Origin of the sequence: Pseudoalteromonas sp. OOF1S-7 (genome assembly GCF_022347765.1) — a bacterium.
Classification (GTDB): Bacteria; Pseudomonadota; Gammaproteobacteria; order Enterobacterales; family Alteromonadaceae; genus Pseudoalteromonas.
In genome coordinates this window covers 26,964-48,074 of the sequence record NZ_JAKRFZ010000010.1, presented here as the reverse complement: position 1 = coordinate 48,074, position 21,111 = coordinate 26,964, and the positions used below count along the sequence as shown (strand labels likewise).

General features: G+C 49.5%; 23 protein-coding genes. 9 read left to right on the top strand and 14 right to left on the bottom strand.

The window, feature by feature from the left end:
- Positions 1 to 122 precede the first annotated feature (122 nt).
- Both fba and MHN33_RS14890 read left to right on the top strand, forming a co-directional pair.
- Entirely contained in the window at positions 123 to 1,187 is a 1,065-nt protein-coding gene (gene fba, locus MHN33_RS14895) for a class II fructose-bisphosphate aldolase (protein ID WP_239398877.1), read from the top strand.
- A gap of 444 nt (positions 1,188 to 1,631) precedes the next feature.
- Entirely contained in the window at positions 1,632 to 2,585 is a 954-nt protein-coding gene (locus MHN33_RS14890) for a porin (protein ID WP_239398875.1), read from the top strand.
- Positions 2,586 to 2,775: 190 nt separating this feature from the next.
- Here MHN33_RS14890 and MHN33_RS14885 read toward each other — a convergent pair whose 3' ends face one another.
- Positions 2,776 to 2,988, bottom strand: a complete 213-nt coding sequence (locus MHN33_RS14885; RefSeq protein ID WP_239398873.1) for a hypothetical protein — start codon at positions 2,986 to 2,988, stop codon at positions 2,776 to 2,778.
- A 41-nt stretch (positions 2,989 to 3,029) separates the two neighbouring features.
- Between MHN33_RS14885 and phoB the strand changes: the two genes are divergently transcribed.
- The 3 genes from phoB (at position 3,030) to MHN33_RS14870 (ending at position 6,149) form a co-directional block, all read left to right on the top strand.
- Positions 3,030 to 3,719 carry a phosphate regulon transcriptional regulator PhoB gene (gene phoB, locus MHN33_RS14880; RefSeq protein WP_010383464.1) on the top strand — a complete coding sequence of 230 codons (690 nt, stop codon included), beginning with the start codon at positions 3,030 to 3,032 and terminating at the stop codon, positions 3,717 to 3,719.
- A 56-nt stretch (positions 3,720 to 3,775) separates the two neighbouring features.
- Entirely contained in the window at positions 3,776 to 5,104 is a 1,329-nt protein-coding gene (gene phoR, locus MHN33_RS14875) for a phosphate regulon sensor histidine kinase PhoR (RefSeq protein ID WP_239398871.1), read from the top strand.
- A 76-nt stretch (positions 5,105 to 5,180) separates the two neighbouring features.
- Entirely contained in the window at positions 5,181 to 6,149 is a 969-nt protein-coding gene (locus tag MHN33_RS14870) for a phosphate ABC transporter substrate-binding protein PstS family protein (protein WP_010383461.1), read from the top strand.
- A 244-nt stretch (positions 6,150 to 6,393) separates the two neighbouring features.
- Here the strand turns inward: MHN33_RS14870 and MHN33_RS14865 are convergent, their stop codons facing one another.
- From MHN33_RS14865 to sfsA, 8 genes are all read right to left on the bottom strand, one after another.
- On the bottom strand, positions 6,394 to 6,636 hold the full coding sequence (locus MHN33_RS14865; RefSeq protein WP_046006195.1) for a hypothetical protein: 243 nt from the start codon (positions 6,634 to 6,636) through the stop codon (positions 6,394 to 6,396).
- Between the two features lie 79 nt (positions 6,637 to 6,715).
- Positions 6,716 to 7,570 (bottom strand): pantoate--beta-alanine ligase, encoded by an 855-nt coding sequence (gene panC / locus MHN33_RS14860; RefSeq protein ID WP_239398868.1) that lies wholly within the window; start codon positions 7,568 to 7,570, stop codon positions 6,716 to 6,718.
- Complete coding sequence (gene panB / locus MHN33_RS14855) at positions 7,570 to 8,364, bottom strand: 3-methyl-2-oxobutanoate hydroxymethyltransferase (protein WP_239398867.1); 795 nt, start codon at positions 8,362 to 8,364, stop codon at positions 7,570 to 7,572. Before panB ends, panC begins: the two co-directional genes overlap by 1 nt.
- A 55-nt stretch (positions 8,365 to 8,419) precedes the next feature.
- Positions 8,420 to 8,929, bottom strand: coding sequence for a 2-amino-4-hydroxy-6-hydroxymethyldihydropteridine diphosphokinase (folK, locus tag MHN33_RS14850; RefSeq protein WP_239398866.1), 510 nt, complete (start codon positions 8,927 to 8,929; stop codon positions 8,420 to 8,422).
- Positions 8,926 to 10,287: a polynucleotide adenylyltransferase PcnB gene (gene pcnB, locus MHN33_RS14845; protein WP_239399131.1), complete on the bottom strand. Its 1,362-nt coding sequence runs from the start codon at positions 10,285 to 10,287 to the stop codon at positions 8,926 to 8,928. The genes folK and pcnB overlap by 4 nt, the downstream gene beginning before the upstream one ends.
- A gap of 272 nt (positions 10,288 to 10,559) precedes the next feature.
- Positions 10,560 to 11,504: a tRNA glutamyl-Q(34) synthetase GluQRS gene (gluQRS, locus tag MHN33_RS14840; RefSeq protein WP_239398865.1), complete on the bottom strand. Its 945-nt coding sequence runs from the start codon at positions 11,502 to 11,504 to the stop codon at positions 10,560 to 10,562.
- Between the two features lie 18 nt (positions 11,505 to 11,522).
- On the bottom strand, positions 11,523 to 11,966 hold the full coding sequence (gene dksA, locus MHN33_RS14835; protein ID WP_046006190.1) for an RNA polymerase-binding protein DksA: 444 nt from the start codon (positions 11,964 to 11,966) through the stop codon (positions 11,523 to 11,525).
- A gap of 260 nt (positions 11,967 to 12,226) precedes the next feature.
- Positions 12,227 to 12,934 (bottom strand): DNA/RNA nuclease SfsA, encoded by a 708-nt coding sequence (gene sfsA / locus MHN33_RS14830; RefSeq protein ID WP_239398864.1) that lies wholly within the window; start codon positions 12,932 to 12,934, stop codon positions 12,227 to 12,229.
- 81 nt (positions 12,935 to 13,015) lie between these two features.
- On the opposite strand from sfsA, the gene pepB reads away from it, so the two are divergent.
- On the top strand, positions 13,016 to 14,311 hold the full coding sequence (gene pepB / locus MHN33_RS14825; protein WP_239398863.1) for an aminopeptidase PepB: 1,296 nt from the start codon (positions 13,016 to 13,018) through the stop codon (positions 14,309 to 14,311).
- A gap of 43 nt (positions 14,312 to 14,354) precedes the next feature.
- On the opposite strand, the gene MHN33_RS14820 is transcribed toward pepB, so the two are convergent.
- From MHN33_RS14820 to gpmM, 5 genes are all read right to left on the bottom strand, one after another.
- Positions 14,355 to 14,774: a CBS domain-containing protein gene (locus MHN33_RS14820; protein ID WP_239398862.1), complete on the bottom strand. Its 420-nt coding sequence runs from the start codon at positions 14,772 to 14,774 to the stop codon at positions 14,355 to 14,357.
- Positions 14,775 to 14,862: 88 nt separating this feature from the next.
- The gene (locus tag MHN33_RS14815; RefSeq protein ID WP_239399129.1) at positions 14,863 to 15,612 is read right to left on the bottom strand and encodes a divergent polysaccharide deacetylase family protein; all 750 of its coding nucleotides are present in this window, start codon (positions 15,610 to 15,612) and stop codon (positions 14,863 to 14,865) included.
- Positions 15,613 to 15,636: 24 nt separating this feature from the next.
- Positions 15,637 to 16,854 (bottom strand): S41 family peptidase, encoded by a 1,218-nt coding sequence (locus MHN33_RS14810; RefSeq protein WP_239398861.1) that lies wholly within the window; start codon positions 16,852 to 16,854, stop codon positions 15,637 to 15,639.
- Between the two features lie 38 nt (positions 16,855 to 16,892).
- Complete coding sequence (locus MHN33_RS14805; protein ID WP_239398860.1) at positions 16,893 to 18,032, bottom strand: peptidoglycan DD-metalloendopeptidase family protein; 1,140 nt, start codon at positions 18,030 to 18,032, stop codon at positions 16,893 to 16,895.
- A 3-nt stretch (positions 18,033 to 18,035) separates the two neighbouring features.
- A complete protein-coding gene (gene gpmM / locus MHN33_RS14800) occupies positions 18,036 to 19,580 on the bottom strand; it encodes a 2,3-bisphosphoglycerate-independent phosphoglycerate mutase (RefSeq protein ID WP_239398859.1) in 1,545 nt (514 codons plus the stop codon).
- 285 nt (positions 19,581 to 19,865) lie between these two features.
- Here gpmM and MHN33_RS14795 point away from each other — a divergent pair, with 285 nt between their 5' ends.
- The 3 genes from MHN33_RS14795 (at position 19,866) to secB (ending at position 21,111) form a co-directional block, all read left to right on the top strand.
- The gene (locus MHN33_RS14795) at positions 19,866 to 20,297 is read left to right on the top strand and encodes a rhodanese-like domain-containing protein (RefSeq protein WP_138545406.1); all 432 of its coding nucleotides are present in this window, start codon (positions 19,866 to 19,868) and stop codon (positions 20,295 to 20,297) included.
- 8 nt (positions 20,298 to 20,305) lie between these two features.
- Positions 20,306 to 20,560, top strand: coding sequence for a glutaredoxin 3 (gene grxC / locus MHN33_RS14790; protein WP_239398858.1), 255 nt, complete (start codon positions 20,306 to 20,308; stop codon positions 20,558 to 20,560).
- A gap of 71 nt (positions 20,561 to 20,631) precedes the next feature.
- Entirely contained in the window at positions 20,632 to 21,111 is a 480-nt protein-coding gene (gene secB, locus MHN33_RS14785; protein ID WP_138551382.1) for a protein-export chaperone SecB, read from the top strand.

Below are 21,111 nucleotides of genomic sequence, written 5' to 3'. Positions count from 1 at the left end.
CTCACATTTTACTCCCGAAACAAACTGAGTGTGTAGCACTTAAAATCTATCCCGTTCAAATCGATGAGCACGAGCGCTGATGCAAAAATCAGCTTCACTCATCAACAATTGGAGAAAGCACAATGGCTTTAATCAGTATGCGTCAACTGCTGGATCATGCCGCGGAGCATGGTTACGGCGTTCCTGCCTTTAACGTAAACAACCAAGAGCAAATGCGCGCTATCATGGAAGCGGCAGATAAAACCAACAGTCCGGTAATTGTTCAGGGTTCGGCAGGCGCACGTAAGTATGCAGGGGCACCGTTTATTCGCCATATGATTTTGGCCGCAGTCGAAGAATGGCCACATATTCCGGTTGTTATGCACCAGGATCACGGTACGTCGCCGGGCGTGTGTCAGCGTTCAATTCAGCTTGGCTTTTCATCTGTCATGATGGATGGCTCTTTAATGGAAGATGGCAAAACACCATCAAGCTATGAGTACAATGTGGATGTAACACGTCGTACGGTTGATATGGCACACGCATGTGGTGTATCAGTGGAAGGTGAACTGGGTGTGCTGGGTTCACTGGAAACGGGCGAAGCAGGCGAAGAAGATGGCATTGGTGCTGTTGGCAAGCTAACGCACGACCAGCTGCTGACCGACCCGGAAGAAGCCGCAGACTTCGTCAAGAAAACGGGTGTTGATGCCCTGGCAATCGCGTGTGGTACATCACATGGTGCTTATAAGTTTACGCGTCCACCAACAGGCGACATTCTGGCAATTAACCGCATCAAAGAGATCCACGCCCGTATTCCGAATACGCACCTGGTAATGCACGGATCATCTTCCGTACCTCAGGAGTGGCTGGCGGTGATCAATGAATTTGGTGGCGAGATCCCAGAGACTTATGGTGTGCCTGTTGAGCAGATCGTTGAGGGCATCAAGCATGGTGTGCGCAAAGTTAACATCGACACAGACCTACGTCTGGCAGCGACGGGCGCGATCCGCCGCCATCTTGCACATAATCCGGCGAACTTCGACCCGCGTAAATTTCTTGCTGAGGCAACAAAAGCGATGACAGAGATCTGTGTTGCGCGTTATGAAGCGTTTGGCACAGCTGGTCAGGCAAGCCGTATTCAGCCTATCTCTTTGGATGATATGCACCTGAAATATCTGACTGGTGAGTTGGATCCTCAGATCAAATAAATACTAACCTTGTAAAATCAGGTGAATGTTTAATGCCGCAGTGCTGATTCTGCGGCATTTTTGTATCTGCATTTGATCCTGTTGGGATCAGAATTTTACCTACCTGCGAGCGCCGGGATCAGATCTTGACTAACTGACAGCTGGGGCGGGTATTCTGGGATCGGGATCTTACTAAGTCATGGTCTGGATCTGGGTCTGTCTCTTTATAGAATGGATCTAAAATCAAGGAGTTAGTTCTAAATAGCTGCTGAGTGCGTGACAGCAGACCACAAATGTTAGTAAAAATATGATCCGGCAAGGATCCCCTTGGTATAAATTTGATCTCAGGCAACTCAGCTTAGAAAAACTTTGATCCAGCGGTTTGTCACTTGATCTCTGAAACAGAGCGTCTAGCTTTAAAGAGTACTCTATTCTGCTCACATTGGTTTTTATTAAGGTCAAAGTATGAAGAAATGCTTTTTGGCTGCCCTTTTTGGGGGCTCTGTGCTGGCTGGTATGCAAGTGCAGGCTGAAGAACTCAAGGTTTACGGACGCGCGCATCTGGGTGTCGCAAACAGTGATACGGGAAGTGGTTCAGACACCTCAGTAGAAAGCTACGCCTCACGAATGGGGATCAAAGGCGCATCAGATATCGACACCGGGATCTCAGCCTTTTACAAGCTGGAATTTCAGGTCGAGATGTCTGAAAACGACAATGACGGTAAATCGGAAGAAAACATCACCGCACGTTCTCAATATGTCGGGATAAAAGGTCGGTTTGGCCAGCTTCTGGTGGGGCGGGATGATACGCCGATGAAAAAATCCCAGGGCAAAGTCGACCTGATGAATGATTTCAATGCCGATATTAAAAGTTTCTTTGTGGGCGAAAATCGCCTCGGGGACACCTTGCAATACACTACACCCTCACTCAACCATCTGAAATTTACAGTCAGTTATATTAGCGAAGATAACAGCAAGCAAAATGGTGAAAGTGGCTTGTCGATGGCCGCTGCTTATGGTGACAGTAAACTGAAAAAAACTGCCATTTACGCCAGTGTGGCGCGTGATGAAGAGGTTGCAGGTCAGGACATAACCCGGGTTACTGTACAGGGTAAAGTGGCCAAGGTTACTTTAGGTGCCAGTTACCAGCAAAGTGAAGCGATTGGCAGCAATGATACTGTTGACAGTTATGTGGTCAGTGCCGCGCTCAAGTTAGACAATGGTTACAAACTGCTGGCGCAATATCAAAACTCTGATGGTGCCTCTGGCAAGCTCAAAGATTCAGGGGATGCAACGTCTATAGGGGTGGAAAAAAGCTTATCCAAGCAAGCGAGAATGTACCTGTGGTACACCAAGATCGATCTCGACAACGATCCGGATCAGGACCATATGGCGCTGACTTTACGCTATGACTTTTAGCGTAAATGCTTTATTAACTGGGTTTTGTGATGTTAACGAGTTTGCTTTTACTGAGTGAGCGTAACTGTACGGTGCAGACGGTGAGTTTGCACCACTCTGATGAAGTGAATGCTTGTACAGTTTATTACCGAGTAAACGTCAGGGTTTGTAAATGAACTTTATTACCCTGTATGTCAGACATTACGCCTTTTTACAGCGGCTGTACCGGGCTATTTACTAACGCTATCGCAAAACAAACCTGACTAAACAAGGATTTACCCTGATTTTGTGACAATTTATATTTACTTTTCAGCGAAACCTCCGTTTTTTCAGTATCATAGCCTTGCGCTAGATTGGCCCTATTTTTTTCCCAATTGTCATCTTTTATCACTTGGTATTTCATAAAACTGTCATACTTAGTCATAATAATGAAACCCACTTCGGTAACGTAAGAGATAAATGGGAATGTCACGTAAAGTACTGGTAGTTGATGACGAAGCGCCGATCAGAGAAATGTTGGTGTTTGTGTTGGAACAAAATGGTTTTCAGGCCATTGAAGCTGAAGACTATGATTCTGCAATTGCAGCTATGGTTGAGCCTTATCCTGATATGGTGTTATTGGACTGGATGTTGCCAGGTGGCAGTGGTATTCAGATTGCCAAAAAGTTTAAACAAAGCGAATACACCAGACAAATCCCCATTATTATGCTGACAGCACGTGGTGAGGAAGAAGATAAGGTCAAGGGATTGGAAGTGGGTGCAGACGACTACGTTACTAAACCTTTCTCTCCAAAAGAATTAATGGCTCGTATTAAAGCGGTGATGCGCCGGGTTTCTCCAACGTCACTGGAAGAGGCCATAGAAGTACATGGCTTACGCCTTGATCCAATTTCACACCGAGTGACCTCAGCCGGTAATGAGCTGGAAATGGGTCCAACGGAATTCAGATTACTTCACTTCTTTATGACTCACCCGGAGCGTGTATACAGCCGTGAGCAATTACTGGATCATGTTTGGGGCACTAATGTATATGTTGAAGATCGTACTGTCGACGTTCATATTCGTCGTCTGCGTAAAGCGATTGCGCCGCTGGGGCATGATCGCCTGGTACAAACAGTACGCGGTGCTGGTTATCGCTTCTCAAGCAAGCTGTAAAGCATCTGGCGCTATGGTAGGCTAACCACGGCGCATTCTCTTTAGGATCATTTTGTATGTATAGGGTGATTGATAAACAGGCGTTATTAAAACGCCTGTTTTTGTATTTTCTGCCGTTAACTCTGATTGGGATCTTGTTAGGCGCACCGTTTGTCTTGCTCTTTATCGGTGCCATGGTATTGCTGATCTGGCATTATCAACAGTTGTACCGACTGAGTGATTGGTTGATCAATCAGCGCAGTTTTAACCCGCCGGAAGGATCGGGTGCCTGGGAGCAGATCTTTGAAGGGATCTACCAGCTACAACATCGCAACCGCAAAAAGCGTAATGAGCTGGCAGAGTTGATCCGACGTTTCCGCGAAGGGGCCGAAGCGGTGCCCGATGCTGTCATTGTCATGCAGCAGGATCTCAGCATAGTCTGGTGTAACCAGCTTGCATTAAAGGTATTGGGTTTGCAATGGCCAACCGATCATGGCCAGCGACTTGATAACCTGATCCGTGATCCTAAGTTCGTTAAATATATGCAGGCCCACGATTTTCATGATCCCCTGGAGATGGAGTCTGGGCATGGTGGAGAGCGAGTGCTGGAGTTCCGGGTCATGCCTTATGCCGAGCAGTTAATGATGGTGGTGCGTGATATCTCAAGACTGAAGCAACTCGAACAGATGCGCAAAGATTTTGTTGCCAATGTGTCTCATGAACTGCGCACCCCGCTTACCGTCGTCACCGGGTACCTGGAAATGATGGAAGGCGATCAGATGCCACCTCCGGCGATGTGGAACAAAGCCCATCACACCATGATAGAGCAATGCAAGCGAATGGACAGTCTGGTTAATCAGCTCCTTTCTTTGTCGCGTATTGAAGGCCAGCGCAATCAGGACAATGACAAAGCGGTGAATGTGCCTGCGATGCTGAAGCTAATCCAGACCGAAGCCAATTCATTGAATCAGGAGAAGCATCATACAATAGCTTTTAACATCGATCAGGCCCTGGACATTAAAGGGTGTGTGGATGAATTGCGTAGTGCCTTTTCTAACCTGGTGTTCAATGCCATTCATTACACCAAACCTGGCGGAAAAATTACCGTGAACTGGTTTTTAGAGGGTGAACGACCACGCTTTACTGTGATTGATAACGGTGACGGGATTGCCCCGGAGCACATCAACCGGCTCACCGAGCGATTCTACCGCGTAGACAAAGCGCGTAGCCGTAAAACCGGTGGCTCCGGTTTGGGTTTGGCCATCACTAAACATGTTCTGTCACGCCATGATTCTCATCTGGAAATTGACAGTACACTGGGCAAGGGATCATGTTTTTCATTTGCCTTCGAAAAAGAAAAACGCATTTTTATGACAAGCAATGAAAGTCATAAAAGTGTCATTTGAGAGTAATTTTATTGTCATTTGTTTTCTGCACAATGTGCTCAGAAATTAAATGGGAAGAACAATTGGAGTGACCCCAATGAAATTTAAAAGCTTAGTTGCCGCAATGGGTGTGGCTGTAACAACACTGGTATCTGCTCAAGCTTCTGCACTTGATAAGAATCTACCTGAGTACAACAAAACCAGCGGTATCTCTGGTAACTTTTCATCTGTGGGCTCTGACACACTGGCTAACATGATGACGTTCTGGGCAGAAGAATACAAACGTATTTACCCTAACGTAAACATTCAAATCCAGGCAGCGGGTTCTTCAACAGCGCCACCGGCTCTGACAGAAGCGACAGCGAACTTCGGCCCGATGAGCCGTAAGATGAAGTCGAAGGAAATCGAAGCGTTTGAAAAGCGTTATGGTTACAAGCCGACTGAAGTACGTGTTGCTATCGATGCCCTGGCAGTCTTTGTACACAAAGATAACCCAATCCAGGGTCTGCGTATTGACCAGGTGGATGCAATTTTCTCATCAACACGTAAATGTGGCGCGTCTGAGCAAGTCGAGCGCTGGAGCGACTTAGGTCTGTCTGGTGACTGGGGCAGCAAGGACATCCAGTTGTATGGACGTAACTCAGTATCAGGTACTTACGGTTACTTTAAGAAAAAAGCCCTGTGTAAAGGCGACTTCCGTAACAATGTAAATGAGCAGCCTGGCTCTGCGTCTGTGGTTCAGTCAATCTCTTCTTCAGTGAATGCGATTGGTTATTCAGGTATTGGTTATAAGACATCAGGTGTGCGTACTGTACCACTGTCGAAGAAAGGCGATAACTTTGTTGATGCAACACTGGATAATGTTGCAAAGGGCAAATACCCGCTGTCTCGTTTCCTCTACCTTTACGTGAACAAGCACCCGAACAAGCCGTTGTCTCCTATCGAAGCGGAATTCCTGAAAATGGTGCTGTCAAAAGAAGGTCAAAAGATTGTAGAGAAAGATGGTTATGTACCACTTTCAAGCCAGCTTGCAAGCAAAGAGCTTAAAAAGTTAGGCCTGCTATAAGCATTGCATGGAAAGAAAAAACCGCTCAAAGAGCGGTTTTTTTATGTCTGTTTTTTAATACACGTATTTTAAAACAAGTACGTTATACCAATTTGCTTAATTAAGTGTTCTATTTTGAGGCGAGAAAATATGGTCGATAACCAGGCAAAAATTTTGCTATTTATTGTTATAAATGAAAAATTTTTAACACAGTTAGCGTCATATTTGCTCCTTCAAATTGACCAAGTATTAAGTAAAATTGGTATCAATACAAGGAACTGTTGCGAGACTGCTGCGTGAGCTGTTCAGCCTGCGCTTTGCACTGGTTAAAGGATTCGATGCACTGATCACTGCACACTTGCATGGCCAGTGATTGCGGGTTAGCCCGTTGCTCACAGCTTTGCTCACACTGATAGTTTTGCTGTGCGCACTGATTCAGCTCCGGAGAGTTGGTATTGCTGCAGCCTGCTGCCAGTAGCAAGGCGATAATCGATATCTGTGGTTTCATAAGACAGTCCCTGCAAGAGAGTAAGTAAAGTGAGGATCCCATCACGTATTTTTGCCAAGCGCCGGGATCCTTTACATTGTTATGCGTCAGCGATGATCTGGATATTGTCGATTAGTCTCACGTTTTCCAGGTAAGCGGCAGCCAGGATCACAAATTCGCTGTCTTCCAGTGTAGCAGGTTTTAGGCTCTGTCTTTGTGCAATAGAGAAGTAATCAGGCTTGAGGCCAGCAGCTTCTAATAGCGATTTTGCTGTTTGCTCCAGTGCTGAAAAATCGCGTGCGCCTTCCCGGAGCTGCCGGGCCGTGTCACTCAATACCTGGTAGAGTACTTTCGCCGTGTCTTTTTGTTGCTCTGACAGGTAGCCGTTACGCGAGCTCATTGCCAGCCCTGAAATTTCTCGCTGCGTAGGGACACCAATGATTTCAATCGGCATGGACAAATCCCGCACCATGGTCTTGATAACCTGAAGCTGCTGATAATCTTTCTCACCAAAGCAGGCAAAGTCAGGCTGTACCAGGTTAAATAGCTTAGTGACGACCGTGGCAACACCTCTGAAATGACCGCTGCGGCTGCCACCACAATAGCCTTCGGAGACACCCGGCACATCGACATAGCTCTGTGTAGCCAGGCCATTTGGATAGATAACCTCGATGCTGGGAGTGAAGACGATGTCAGTTTCCAGTTCGGCCAGTCCCTGCTTATCTTGCGTCAGCGTACGCGGGTAGTTGTCCAGATCTTCGTTGGCGCCGAATTGCATCGGGTTGACGAAAATACTGACTACGACTTTGTCTGCCAGGGTTTTGGCCTTTTCAACCAGTGAAAAATGCCCCTGGTGCAAATTGCCCATGGTTGGCACAAAGGCAATGCTCTGCCCCTGTTGTCGCCAGGCTTTAATTTGACTGCGCAGAGATTTTATTTCTGTAATTGATTGCATTAGTTAAACTCATGTTCCTGAGAGGGAAAGGCACCGCTTTTCACATCGGTGCAGAATTTTTCGACCGCTGCTGGCATGTTGCCCGTCTCCGCGAGGAAGTTTTTCGAAAACTTAGGAATATAGCCCGCTGAAATACCGACCAGATCGTGCATAACCAGGATCTGTCCATCGGTGTCTTTGCCTGCGCCGATACCAATGACAGGAATACTCAGCGCATCGCTGATCCGTTTTGCCAGAGCAGAGGGTATACACTCTACAACTAATAACTGAGCACCCGCTTGTTCCAGAGCTATGGCATCTGCAACCATTTTTTCTGCCTGGGCGTCTTCACGGCCCTGAATTTTAAATCCGCCAAAGACATTGACTGACTGGGGAGTCAGGCCTAAATGGCCGCACACCGGAATACCTTGTTGCGTTAGCAGACGAATAGAATCAAGTAGCCACTCACCACCTTCCAGCTTGACCATATTTGCGCCAGCGCGCATCAAAGTGGCTGCATTTTCACACGCTTGTGCCGGGTTGGCGTAACTCATGAAGGGCATATCGGCTACCACAAACAGCTCTTTGCTGCCGGCACGAACACAGCGTGTGTGATAAGCAATATCTGTGGTGGTAACAGCCAGTGTATCTTCACCGCCCTGCAGCACCATCCCCAGAGAGTCACCCACCAGAACGATGTCAACACCATTGTCGTAAAACAGTTTGGCAAAGCTGGCATCGTATGCGGTTAGTGCGGTGATTTTTGTTCCTTCACGTTTTTTCTTGGCCAATGTTGAAACAGTTACTTTAGCCATATTTCCCCCTTTATGATCAATTCGATGCTGAGCGCTCCGTGTCGCTCAGGGCTTGCTATACAAGCGATGCCGCATCATGGTAATGGCTAATGGCAGTCAGCCCGTTGCGCGGCAGTGATGCAGCGATGTCTGCCAATACCTGGCCGGTCGGTAAAGTAAGCTCGGGTGCAATCTCTAAAAGTGGAAAGACCACAAATTCACGTTCACACAAACCATAATGTGGCACGGTTAATCGTTGCGTTGCTATCTGTGTATCGTTGTACAGCAGAATATCTAAGTCTAAGGTGCGTGGACCCCAACGTTCGGCTTTGCGAACCCGGCCATGCTGGTGTTCAATCTGCTGGAGCAAATCGAGTACCTCAATGGCAGGTAGTGCCGTGATGAGTTTGGCAACGGCATTCACGTAGTCGGGTTGGTCCTGCGGACCCATAGGTTTTGAGGCGTAAAAGCTGGACACCTGTGCCAGCGAGCACACAGGTGATGTGCTCAGGGCATCAAGCGCATTACGTAGCTGTGCCTCAGGGGCGTTGAGATTCGCCCCCAGTCCAATATAAACGGTGTTCATGATTCAGGATTAGGTTTTCTGCGCGGTTTGTTTCTGGGACGGCGTCGACGTCTTTCCGAGTTTCCTGAGCGCTGACCCAGGGCTTTCACCATCTCTTTTTGCCCAGACACATCTTGTTGTAAATAGTCGGTCCACCAGTTTGCCAATTCTTGCTGTTCGGTTTCGCCGCTTTCCACCCGTAGCAGCAGGAAGTCGTAGCCCGCTTTGAATCTGGGTTGCAGGCTGAGGCGGTAAGCACGTTGGCCGCCGCGTTTGTCGAGTCGCTGCTGAATATGCCAGATATCGCGCGCGCCCAGTGTAAAGCGTTTTGGCACGGCGATATGACGGGCATTGTCCGCCAGCACCTGACTGATTGCCTGCATAAAGGCATCATATTCATTCATGCCTTCAGCTGCGAGCGTATTGCAACGGTCGCGCAACGGGAACCATAATAAGGCGGCATAAATAAAGGCCGGTGTGACCTTTTTATCGGCATTGATACGCTCATCCGTATTGGCAAACATTTTGCGGATAAAGGTCGTTTCAAACTCACTCTGCGGGTTATCCAAAATGGCGTCTAAGGCCGGAAACAGCTGTTTAAACAAGCCATATTTTCTCAGCATCAGGAAGTTGGCTTCGGCCTTACCACCCAAAAAGAGTTTCAGGGTTTCTTCAAACAGGCGCGCCGCAGGAATGTTGCCCAGTAAAGGCGCCAGCTCAGCGATCGGTGCTTCGGTCGGACCGGCAATGCTCATATCCAGCTTAGTGGCAAAGCGTACAGCGCGCAGCATACGGACTGGGTCTTCGCGGTATCGGGTTTCAGGGTCGCCGATCAGTTCGATTTTACGATGCTCAATGGCTGCAATACCACCGGCAAAGTCCCGGATGCTGAAGTCGTTAATTGAGTAGTAAAGTGCATTAATTGAAAAGTCGCGACGTTGTGCATCTTCTTCAATGGTGCCATAGACGTTATCGCGCAGCAGCTGACCCTGATCGCTTGACTGACTGGTCGGATCCGGGTTGTCCTGAGCCTGGTGGTGCCCGCGCATGGTCGCTACTTCGATGATCTCACGGCCGAAAACAATGTGCGCAAGGCGAAAGCGGCGGCCGATTAATCGGCAGTTACGAAACAGCTTTTTAACTTGTTCAGGCGTTGCGTTGGTCACCACATCGAAATCTTTGGGCTCAATCCCTAACAAAATATCACGAATACAACCACCGACCAGGTAGGCATCATAGCCTCCGTCTTTCAGTCGGTATAATACTTTGATTGCATTGGGGCTAAATTGTTTGCGCGAGATAGCATGCTCACTGCGTGGAATTAACACAGGTGTAGTGCTGCATGTCACGGTTCCTACCGGATCTTTGCCTTTAACTATCTGACGGCAAAGCTTAATAATTTTGGAAATAATAACCACTCTCCTAACGACCCTGAACAATCAATAATGCGTGTAAAAATGCCTGCAATCATGCATGCACACTCGCCATACGGCCATAGAACTTATTTTAGTTTGTATAGTGTAGGCGAATTAACGAGGCCCGCTATCATATACTCAAATGGGGTCAAATTGAAGGAGCGGGGGCGGATTCATGCTTAAAAATCCAACATGGCAGTGTGCCTTCGGGTTTAGCTGAAATCAGGCTGGTGGCCTCAGACCGTTAACCCGGTAAAATCATAGTGGCCGTCTTGGTGCAGTGAGACCTGGATCTCGCGGTGACGCGGTAAAGCCTGTAATGAAAAATGCTGCTCGGCCCAGCGCAGAATGTGCGCGACAGAGTCGCGCTGCACGTCGGCTGGAACAGCGAGACCCAGAAACCCCAATGCGGCACACAACGCAGGCTGTGGCCGTTCGTTGTCGATTGCAGGCGCATGATTTTGCTTTGACAATTTAAAGCCAGGCTTGGCTACAGCAAGCGAAACATGGGCATAGTCTGGTGCTGCGCCGCTGAGCTGCCTGAACAGGCCTATCTGGCGCGCGGTGGGTTCTAAAAGATCGGCACCGCGTACAATGCGGGTGATCTGCTGGTCAATGTCATCGAGGACCACCACTAACTGATAGGCAAACAGGCCATCGCGGCGCTTTACTATATAATCTTCCTCGGCCAGCGCGCGGCTCAGGTGGACTTCACCTTGGAGTATATCGGTAAACGCATAAACCGGCTGAGTCTGAATAAGTCTCAGCGCATTGCCTTCGGGTGTCAACTGGCGTTCCCGGCAATGATTATCATAGGTTCCGCCACGTTGCTTAAGCGCTTTGCGGGTACAGCTGCATGGGTAGGTGAGATCTGCTGCACTGAGTTGTGTCAGCACATCCTGATATAAGTCGTGACGCTGACTTTGATAAACCACTTCGCCATCCCAGTGCAGGCCATAGGCTTCCAGGGTTCGGAGAATGTCGTCGGCAGCACCGGCAACCACGCGAGGCGTGTCGATGTCTTCCATTCGGACCAACCATTGGCCCTGATTGATTTTGGCATCCAGGAAACTTGCAAGGGCGGCTATCAAAGAGCCGAAGTGCAATGCACCAGAGGGAGAGGGAGCAAATCGACCTCGATAGCTCCCGGACAGATAATCGCTATTAAACTGGGGTAGCATAGCTAAGACAAACGTGCGTTAGCCTCGGCCCTGTTGTTTTTCTTTTATTTCTGCAATTGATTTACAGTCTACGCACAGGTCCGCTGTCGGGCGGGCTTCAAGGCGACGAATGCCAATTTCAATGCCACATGAATCACAGTAACCGAAGTCGTCGTCTTCGATCAACTGCAGTGTTTTTTCAATTTTCTTGATTAGCTTACGTTCACGGTCACGTGTACGCAACTCCAGCGAGAACTCTTCTTCCTGTGCCGCACGATCGACTGGATCAGGGAAGTTTGCCGCTTCATCTTGCATGTGCGTTTTGGTGCGGTCAACTTCGTTACGAAGATCGCTACGCCACGCTTCCAGTAATTTTTTGAAATGCGCACGTTGTGCGTCATTCATATATTCTTCACCCGGCTTTTCCTGATAAGGTTCTAAACCGGCTTGAGCCAACAACCCTAGTTTTTTCTGGTCTGGCATAGCATTCTCCTAAATCCTTAATAAACAACCCCAGCTAACGCCGGCGGCTATAGATAGCAAAATCTTTACCCCTTGGCAAACACTTTTTGCTTATTAGACCACTCCCGGTTTGAAGGCATGATCGGAATCACAAAAGCGCGACTGACGGGGGTCACACTGACATTTGCAGCTATATGGAGGCAAATTTTTCACTTTCAAGCTTAATACTCATTATACTGCACAATTTATGCCGCCAGATCACTATTGGGCACGGTACCTGCCTAACGTATTGCGAAGGGCAGTGCTTCGGTCAGTGTGATGTCTTGCGTTGATACCTGAGCCCGGCAGGCATAAATCTCGACGCCCTGCGTCTGTGCTTCCTCAATCAGCGTGGCATATTGGCTATCAATGTGCGCTGCCGGCTTGACACTGGTGATGCCATTGTGCATGACGACAAACAGCAGCACGGCGCGCATACCCTGTTGTCGGATCTGCATCAGCTCGCGCAGGTGTTTTTGACCTCGCAGCGTCTGGGCATCCGGAAAATAGCCCTGTCCTTGGTCAAGCAACGTAACGGATTTCACTTCTATGTAGCAATCAGGTTTGCCTTCATCCTGAAGCAGGATATCGATGCGACTATTCTCCGTGCCATATTTTACCTCGCTGCGTTGGGTTCGGTAGCCGCCAAGCTGAGGGATCCTATCGTGCGCAATCGCTTCAATGGCGACCTTATTGGCCAGTGCGGTATTGACACAGATCAGCGCACCATCTTGGTTTTCTGTCAGCTCCAGCGAGTGTGGGTATTTACGTTTCGGGTTGTCGCTGGTTGAGTAATACGCGTTGAAACCAGGATCAGCGCAACCGGTCATTTTACCGGTATTTGCGCAATGGACTGTGAATTCCTGCTGCGTGTCGTTGCGTAAATCAACCAAAAAGCGTTTGTAACGTTTAATTAAAGTGGCTTTAGCCAGTGGGGCGGAAAACTTCATAGATTAATCGCATTCGTTTGGGGCATTTTGCTCGCTAGTGTACACTGCTGGTTACTAATAAGCGCAAGAGTGAAATCAAATATGGCTGACAAATTTATTGTTCGACTGACGGATCAGGCCCCGGCGGCACACTGGGGTGGCAATGCGACTTTATCCTACGATCAGGATGGTGCACTGGTGCATCTGAGCGAGCAGGAAACTCTGAAGACGATCCAAAAAGCGGGCCGCAGCGTGGCACAGCAAGGGATCCAGGCGGTTGAATTACAGGGTGATGCCTGGTGCACTGAATCTCAGTGGGCATTTTATCAGGGTTTTGTAAGCCCGAAGCAACTAGATGGGATCACCTTCTGTGACAATGCCCAATCTGACCTGGCTGAGTTGCAGGCATTGAAAGCTGCAGCTGTCTGGACGCGTGAGATGATCAATGGCACGGCAGAAGACATTTACCCTGAAAGCCTGGCCGGTAAAGCGGCAGAGTTCATTCAGTCTCTGGCACCAGAGCATGTAAGCTACCAAATCATCAAGGGTAAAGCGCTGCTTGAGCATCAGTGGATCGGGATCCATGAAGTTGGCCGTGGCAGCGAGCGCCCACCGGTATTACTGGAGCTGGACTTTAATCCAACGGGCGATGAGGACGCACCGGTTGCGGCGGCGCTGGTTGGCAAGGGGATCACTTTTGATTCTGGTGGTTACTCAATTAAGCCAAGCGAAGGCATGCTGACCATGAAATGCGACATGGGCGGTGCAGCGACGGTTACAGCGGGTCTGGCCATTGCCATTCAGCGTGGTATCAACAAGCGCATCAAGCTGTTCCTGTGTTGTGCTGAAAACCTGATCTCTGGGCATGCATACAAGCTGGGAGATATCCTGACTTACAAAAACGGCACGACGGTTGAAATCGTCAATACCGATGCTGAAGGACGTCTGGTTCTGGCCGATGGTCTGATGGCTGCTGGCGAAACGGGTGCGCCTTTGATCATTGATGCGGCTACCCTGACAGGTGCTGCGCTGGTGGCGGTTGGCCAGGAATACAATGCCTTATTTGGCCTGGACAAAGAGCTGGTCGCCGATGTACAGCAATTTGCTCAGGAAGAGTTTGAGGCGGCCTGGCCGTTGCCTCTGGAAAAATGGCACCAGAACAACTGCCCTTCTGCCTATGCAGATACCGCGAACAGCCGGGCGCAAAAAGGCGGCGGCTTCGGTGGTGCCTCTAATGCGGCAGGCTTCCTGTCTCGCTTTGTGCCAAACGAAGGGCAAGGCTGGGTGCACATCGATCTGGCGGCCTCGTTCCAGAACAATGCCGGCTCTCAGTGGGCATCAGGTGCAACAACCTTAGGGATGCGTACCGTCGCACGCACGCTGCAAGCAAAAGCCTGATAGCCAGTTAAAGCGATGAAAAAGCCCCGTGATGGGGCTTTTTTTATGACAGTAAGGCCGCGGCCAGACGGACAAAGTCTGAGGAGGTCAGAATCCCCAGCAACTTGCCATTGTCGTCTGTGACCGGCATGCAGCCATGGCGATTATCAACAAAAAAGCGCACCACTTCCCGGAGGCTTTGCTGTGGTCGTATACTGGCAAAGTCGGTGGCCATGACTTCGGCAACCTGCTGTTGCTTTTCTTTACGTTCCAGTGCATTGGTACCATAGGTGGCAATGATCCCCATGACTTTCGCAATCATGATCTTCTGTGTCAGCATACCCACCAGCATGCCGTCGTCGTCAATCACGGGGATATGGCGAATGTTCTTTTCGCGCATCAGGTTATGCGCATCGTTGAGGGTGTTGGTTTTACTGACTGCCAGCGGATCCGGGGTCATTAAATCGGCAACTGTGGTTAACATAAGCACTTCCTTAAGCGAACATAATATCTTTGTTAAGTCTAGCCGACGCAGGTGGCGCGTGAGTGGTGTCAGATCAAATTTGTCGTTTTTATTCTGAGCTTTGTGGCGGAGGCTTGATGGCTGCCAGTTGAATGTACTTTTGCTCAACCAGTTGCGACAAGGGAACCAGTTCAATGCCCTCGGTTGCCAACTCATCGAGTGCTGTGGTGAGAAACGCCCGGGTTTGCGGGTAGGGGTGGGCTATTCCAATGGCGTAGCCTTGCTGGTGGGCTATTGTCTTGAGCTGATCAAACTGCTTACGCAGTGCATCCGGGTGCGTCTGGTTGTCTAAAAAAACATGACGGGCGACGTTGGCAACCCCATACAAGTTAGCTACGTGCTGGGCCTGACTGAGCTCAGTAGTGCGACTATCAAGAAAGTACAGCCCGCGTTTTTTCAGCAGCTCCATGGTCCATTTCATCGGCTCAACGTATTGGGTCAATGCCGAGCCCATATGATTGTTGACGCCTTTGACCTGAGGCAGGGTGGCGAGCGCGTGTCCCAGGGTGGTTTGCAGCTGCCATTTACGCATATCCAGTGTCAGGGCGCCTGGCCCCAGTGCTTTGTCTTCAAGGGCCTGCATGGGAATGTGTAGCAGCAATTCTCGGCGTTTGTGACTGGCCTGATAAGCAAAGCGCTGGGAAAACGGGGTGTGTGGCAAAACGGCATAACTAAGCTGGCCGGGCAAATCCAGCAGTTCTAAGTCACGTTCGTGATATCCAATGTCATCGATGACGATGGCAACCTGATTGCCATAGCTTGGTGCTGCGCAGAGAAAAAGCACCAAAAAGCTTGTTATAAGTAAGCGCACTATCCTGAATTATTATTGTAAATTATGATTTTGTAATAGTTGTACCGCTTCTTGCCAATGTTTATCTAGGTTGGCAACAAAGGTCTGCCTGACCTTTTTTTCACCAGCCATTATAGCGTCTTTGTCCAGTTCTAAAAGTACTTGTTTACTAAAAATGACATCCGGCTGGATCCCGGTTCCTTCAATGGACTGGCCCGATGGCGTAAAGTAGCGCGCTGTGGTTAACTTAAGTGCGGTGGTGCCATTGCCGATGGGAATTAACGATTGCACTGAACCCTTACCATACGAGCGGTTACCCAGGATCAGCGCGCGGCTGTTGTCTTGTAGTGCGCCAGCCAGTATCTCGGCCGCTGACGCGGATTGTTCATTGATCAGTACCAGCATCGGCGCGCCATTGAGTATGTCGCCCTGAGCGGCAAAGAAGCGTTGATTGGCATCGTAAAAACGACCCCGGGTACTGACGATGGTGCCGCTTTGCAAAAACAAATCTGAGATGGCCACTGCGCTGTTGAGGGTACCGCCAGGGTTGTCCCTTAAGTCGATAACCAGCCCCTTAAGTGGTTCACCCAGATGGCTATTGAGCATACTAATATGACGAGCAATGTCGTGATAGCTGTGGTTATTAAAGCTACTCAGTAGCACATACCCGATGCCGCCAGATAACAATTGGCTGGAGACGCTCTGCAAGGTGATCTCCTGACGTCTTAAGGCCAGGGTAACTTCCGCATTGGCGCGTTTTACGGTGAGCTGAATCGTTGAAAACTGGGCTTCGCGCAGCAGTTTAGAGACTTCTGCAATGGATTTCTTTTTTACATCATGAGTATTGATGGCCAGCAGCTTGTCACCGCCTTCAATACCGGCGGCTTCCGCAGGTGAACCGGGCAGAGTATCCACAATCACAACGCCGTCGTCGACTTCTTCTACTTCAATACCAAGCCCTGTATAACGACCATTGGCGGCGCTGAACAGGGCTTCAAGCTCGTGTTCATCCAAATACTTTGAATAATCATCAAGCTGAGTGAGTAACTCGCCAAAGTTGTCTTTTTTGACGTGGCTGAGCGGCAGATCTTCTACATAATAGGTGTGTATGTGATATAGGATCTCATCAATTTGCTCACTGGAAAGTTGCCTGGCGCTGAGCGGCAGGCACAGCAAGCTGAGCATCAGGCCGAATGCAAACAGCCAGTGCCACAGAGGGGATCTTGTCGGTTGAACACATGGAGTCATCATATGCTGCTCCTCACTGGGGGGCAGCATCGGTTAGTCAGTTAACTGGATCTGCACCATTTTACTGGATCAACAGCGCTTCCCTTATGCCGTATTTCGAAGTATAGACCAGGATCGGTTTGTCCGCCGCTTTGCCCCACCAGGGCAATGGGCTCGCCCGGCATCACCTGATCACCTACGTCTTTGAGCAGGGTCTGGGCATGACCGTAGAGGCTCATAAAGCCTTCTCCATGATCTAATACGATGACCCAGCCAAAACCGTTCAACCAGTCGGCGTAGACCACCTGGCCTGGTGCCACACTGTTAACCGGTGTGCCATTGCTGCCACGGATCACAACGCCTTTCCAGTTCATACCGACGTGTTTACGTTGACCAAAGCGATGCTTCAAACGACCATCAAGGGGCCAGGCCAGTTTGCCCTTGAGTCTTTGTAGTCCCTGTAGTTGTGCGACATAGTGCTCGGGACTGGCGGCTTGCTCAGTGGCTAAGGTTTCCAGGGTGGAAATTAAGGTCTGCTCGTTTTCTTCCAGATAGGCGATAGCGGCTTTTGCCTGACTGAGTTTATCGTTAAGCTTTGCCAGGTGAGTCTTGTGCGCGTTTTGCGCCAGCAGTAATTCGTCCTGACGGGCTTTCTGTTGCCCCTGCAAGGCGTGTAGTTGCTTCTTTTTACGCTCGAGTTGAGCCCGGTTTTCAGCGAGCTTGGCAAATACCGACTTGAGCGCCTCGAGCTGAGTGATACGGGCCTGGTTAAAGTAATCGTAGTAGCTGATGGTGCGTTCCAAAGCTGCTGCATGCTGCTGATTTAAGAGCATTTTTGAATAATCATGACTACCCGTCACATAGGCACTCTTGAGTTGGGCGGCCAGTAAGCGCTGGAGGCGCTTTTTTTGCAGGTTTAGCTGCTCAGCTTCACGTTGTAGCGTGTATTGCTGTTGTTTGTTTTCGCTGATCCCTTGCGCGGTCAGTGCCAGTGCTTTGGCACTTTTGGCTATTTCCAGCTCAAACGATTGCAGGGTGCTTTGCAAGGCGCTGAAGCTGGCCTGTTGTTGCTGATAAGCGGCCTGACTCTTTTTGAGCTCGGCCTGCACCGCGGCCAGGTCGGCTTTGGTGCGGATTTCGTTTGCCTGCCCACAATAGGGCAGCAGCAAACAGACCGAGAGTACAGCAAGCGTTCGGCGCATCAATTACTTCAGCCGCATGACAGGTGAGCCAGTCATTTCCTCGGGTTGTGGCATACCCAGCAGGTGCAGCATAGTGGGGGCCACATCGCTTAGGGTTTTACCCGTTTGTGGTTCTGCATCGCGGCCAATGTAAATGAATGGTACAGGCTCGCTGGTGTGCGCTGTATGGGCCTGACCTGTTTTGCTGTTTACCATCTGTTCTGCGTTACCGTGATCTGCGGTGATCAGGGCTTCACCGCCGGCCTCTTCCAGTGCAGTCACAACACGACCAATACAGGCATCTACCGCTTCACAGGCTTTCACGGCGGCTTCAAATACCCCTGAGTGGCCAACCATGTCGCCATTCGGATAGTTGCAGATGATCACATCATGCTCACCACTGTGGATGGCTTCAACTAGTTTATCGGTCAGTAAAGCTGAGTTCATCTCAGGTTGGAGATCGTAGGTAGCGACCTGAGGCGAGGGGATCAGCTCGCGTTTCTCGCCGTCGAACAGATCTTCACGTCCACCGCTGAAGAAGAATGTCACATGGGCGTATTTTTCGGTTTCGGAAATACGTAGCTGAGTTTTTTTGTGTTTCGCCAGCCATTCGCCCAGCACATTAGTGAGCTTTTGAGGTGCAAAGGCGATGGGGGCATTAATGTCGGCCGCGTATTCCGTCATCATCACAAAACCTCCTAGTGCCGGAGCTTTTTGCTTGCTGAAACCGTCAAAGTCGGCATCAACAAAGGCGCGGGTCATCTGGCGCGCGCGGTCAGCACGGAAGTTGAGGAAGATCAGCGTATCACCATCATTGATAGTGGCAGCCTCCTGGCCTTCTGGCGCAATGACTGTGGCATTGACGAATTCATCGTTTTCGTTGCGTTCATAAGCGGCGTTCAGGCCACTGACCCCATCGGCAAAACGATACTGAGCCTGACCACATACCATCAGGTTGTAGGCCGCTTCAACGCGTTCCCAGCGGTTATCACGGTCCATGGCGTAGTAACGACCTACGATCGAAGCCAGACGGCCACATCCCAGTTCTGCGAACAGTGCTTCAATACGTTCAATCGAAGCCTGGGCACTGCGTGGCGGCGTGTCACGGCCATCCAGAAAAGCATGGAAGTAAACGGCTTTGGCACCACGATTGGCTGCTAACTTGATGGCTGCAACAATATGATCTTCATGACTGTGCACACCGCCTGGGCTTAACAGTCCCATCAGGTGAACGGCTTTACCGGCGGCGACCGCTGTGTCGATGTTGTCGACCAATGTTGGATTGTGCTCAAACTCGCCATCATCAATGGCTTTGGTAATACGCGTAAAGTCTTGATAAACAATACGACCAGCACCGAGGTTGACATGGCCGACTTCGGAGTTACCCATCTGACCGTCCGGTAGTCCCACATCCATGCCTGAACCAGAGATCAGCGTACGCGGGCGTGTTTGCCAAAGCTCATCCAGTACCGGGGTGTTGGCCGCCAGAATAGCATTGCTCTGAGCGTCTTCACGGTATCCCCAGCCATCTAGGATTATTAATACCAGAGGTTTTTTCTTCGCAGTCATTTGGGCTCCTGAAACATGCACGAAATCTGGCCATAGGATACCTTGTTTTATACGATTATTCAGCCCTATAAGCGTGATTTATCCTCAACACTTTAAAATTAATAGAAGCCAGGGAGGGGGGCTGAGTTGTACCGCCCTGCTCGTTATCAGTGAAGCCGCACTGTGCCATTGAGCTCAGGGACTATGCCGTGCATTATGCTACGCATTATGCACAGATGTTTGTACCAGCGCCCGTAAGAAAGTATACTCGCGAGCAATTTCATTTTCCTGGTTGGTAAAGACAATATGGAACAATACATCGAATTTTTAGGTAGAAACCCCATTCTCAGCATCATCTGGCTGGTTTTGGCGGCTATGTTGGTTTCAAGCTGGTTAAAAGGCATGTTTTCCAAAATCCGTCAGATCAATCCTCAGCAGCTTACCATTCTGGTGAACCGTCAGGATGGTCAGGTGTTTGATATGCGTGCGCAAAAAGAGTTTAACAATTCACGCATTGCGGGCAGCGAGCACATGAATGTGGAAAAAGCCAAACAAAATGATTTCGCAGGACTTGAAAAGTTCAAAACCAAGCCCATTATACTGGTGTGTAACACCGGCATGACCGCATCTGGTATTGCCAGCAATATGTACAAAGCCGGTTTTGAGCAAGTGTATGTATTGTCGGGTGGCTTTGGCGCCTGGCAAACAGCCGGTCTGCCAACCGCGTCGGGTAAATAGGAGTAAATATGAGCCAAGTTGTTATTTATACAAAGGATTACTGTCCTTACTGTCATCGCGCTAAGGCGTTGTTGGATAGTAAAGGTGTCACATATACCGAGTATGATATAGGCGTTCAACCCGAGCTGCGTGAAGAGATGATCAATAAAGCAAATGGTGGCTACACAGTGCCACAGATCTTCATCAAAGAGCAGCACATTGGTGGTTGCGACGACATGATGGCGCTTGAATCACAAGGTAAGCTAGACGCATTACTGAAATAATTTTTGGCACTTCGGGTACGGGCCCGCAGTGCTGCCCCACTTTAAATAAAGACGAATAATTAGGAAGAACAATGACAGAGCAAAACAACGCAGCTGCTGCAGAAGAACAAGGTCCACAATTTAACATTCAGCGTATCTACACTAAAGACGTGTCGTTCGAAACGCCGAACTCTCCGGCAATCTTCCAAAAAGAGTGGACGCCTGAAGTGAAGCTGGACATGGACACGCGTTCTGCCAAGCTGGACGAAGGTGTATACGAAGTTGTTCTGGCACTGACTGTGACTGCGTCTTTGGGCGAAGAAACGGCATTCCTGTGTGAAATCCAGCAGGCTGGTATTTTCTCAATTGGGGAACTGGAAGAGCTGCAAATGGCACATATGCTGGGTGCATTCTGCCCGAACATTCTGTTCCCGTATGCGCGTGAAGCGGTTGCTAGCCTGGTTAATCGTGGCACCTTCCCGCAACTGAACCTGGCACCCGTTAACTTTGACGCGCTATTTGCTCAGTACATGCAGCAACGTGCCGCGCAAGAGCAACCTGCTGACGCATAA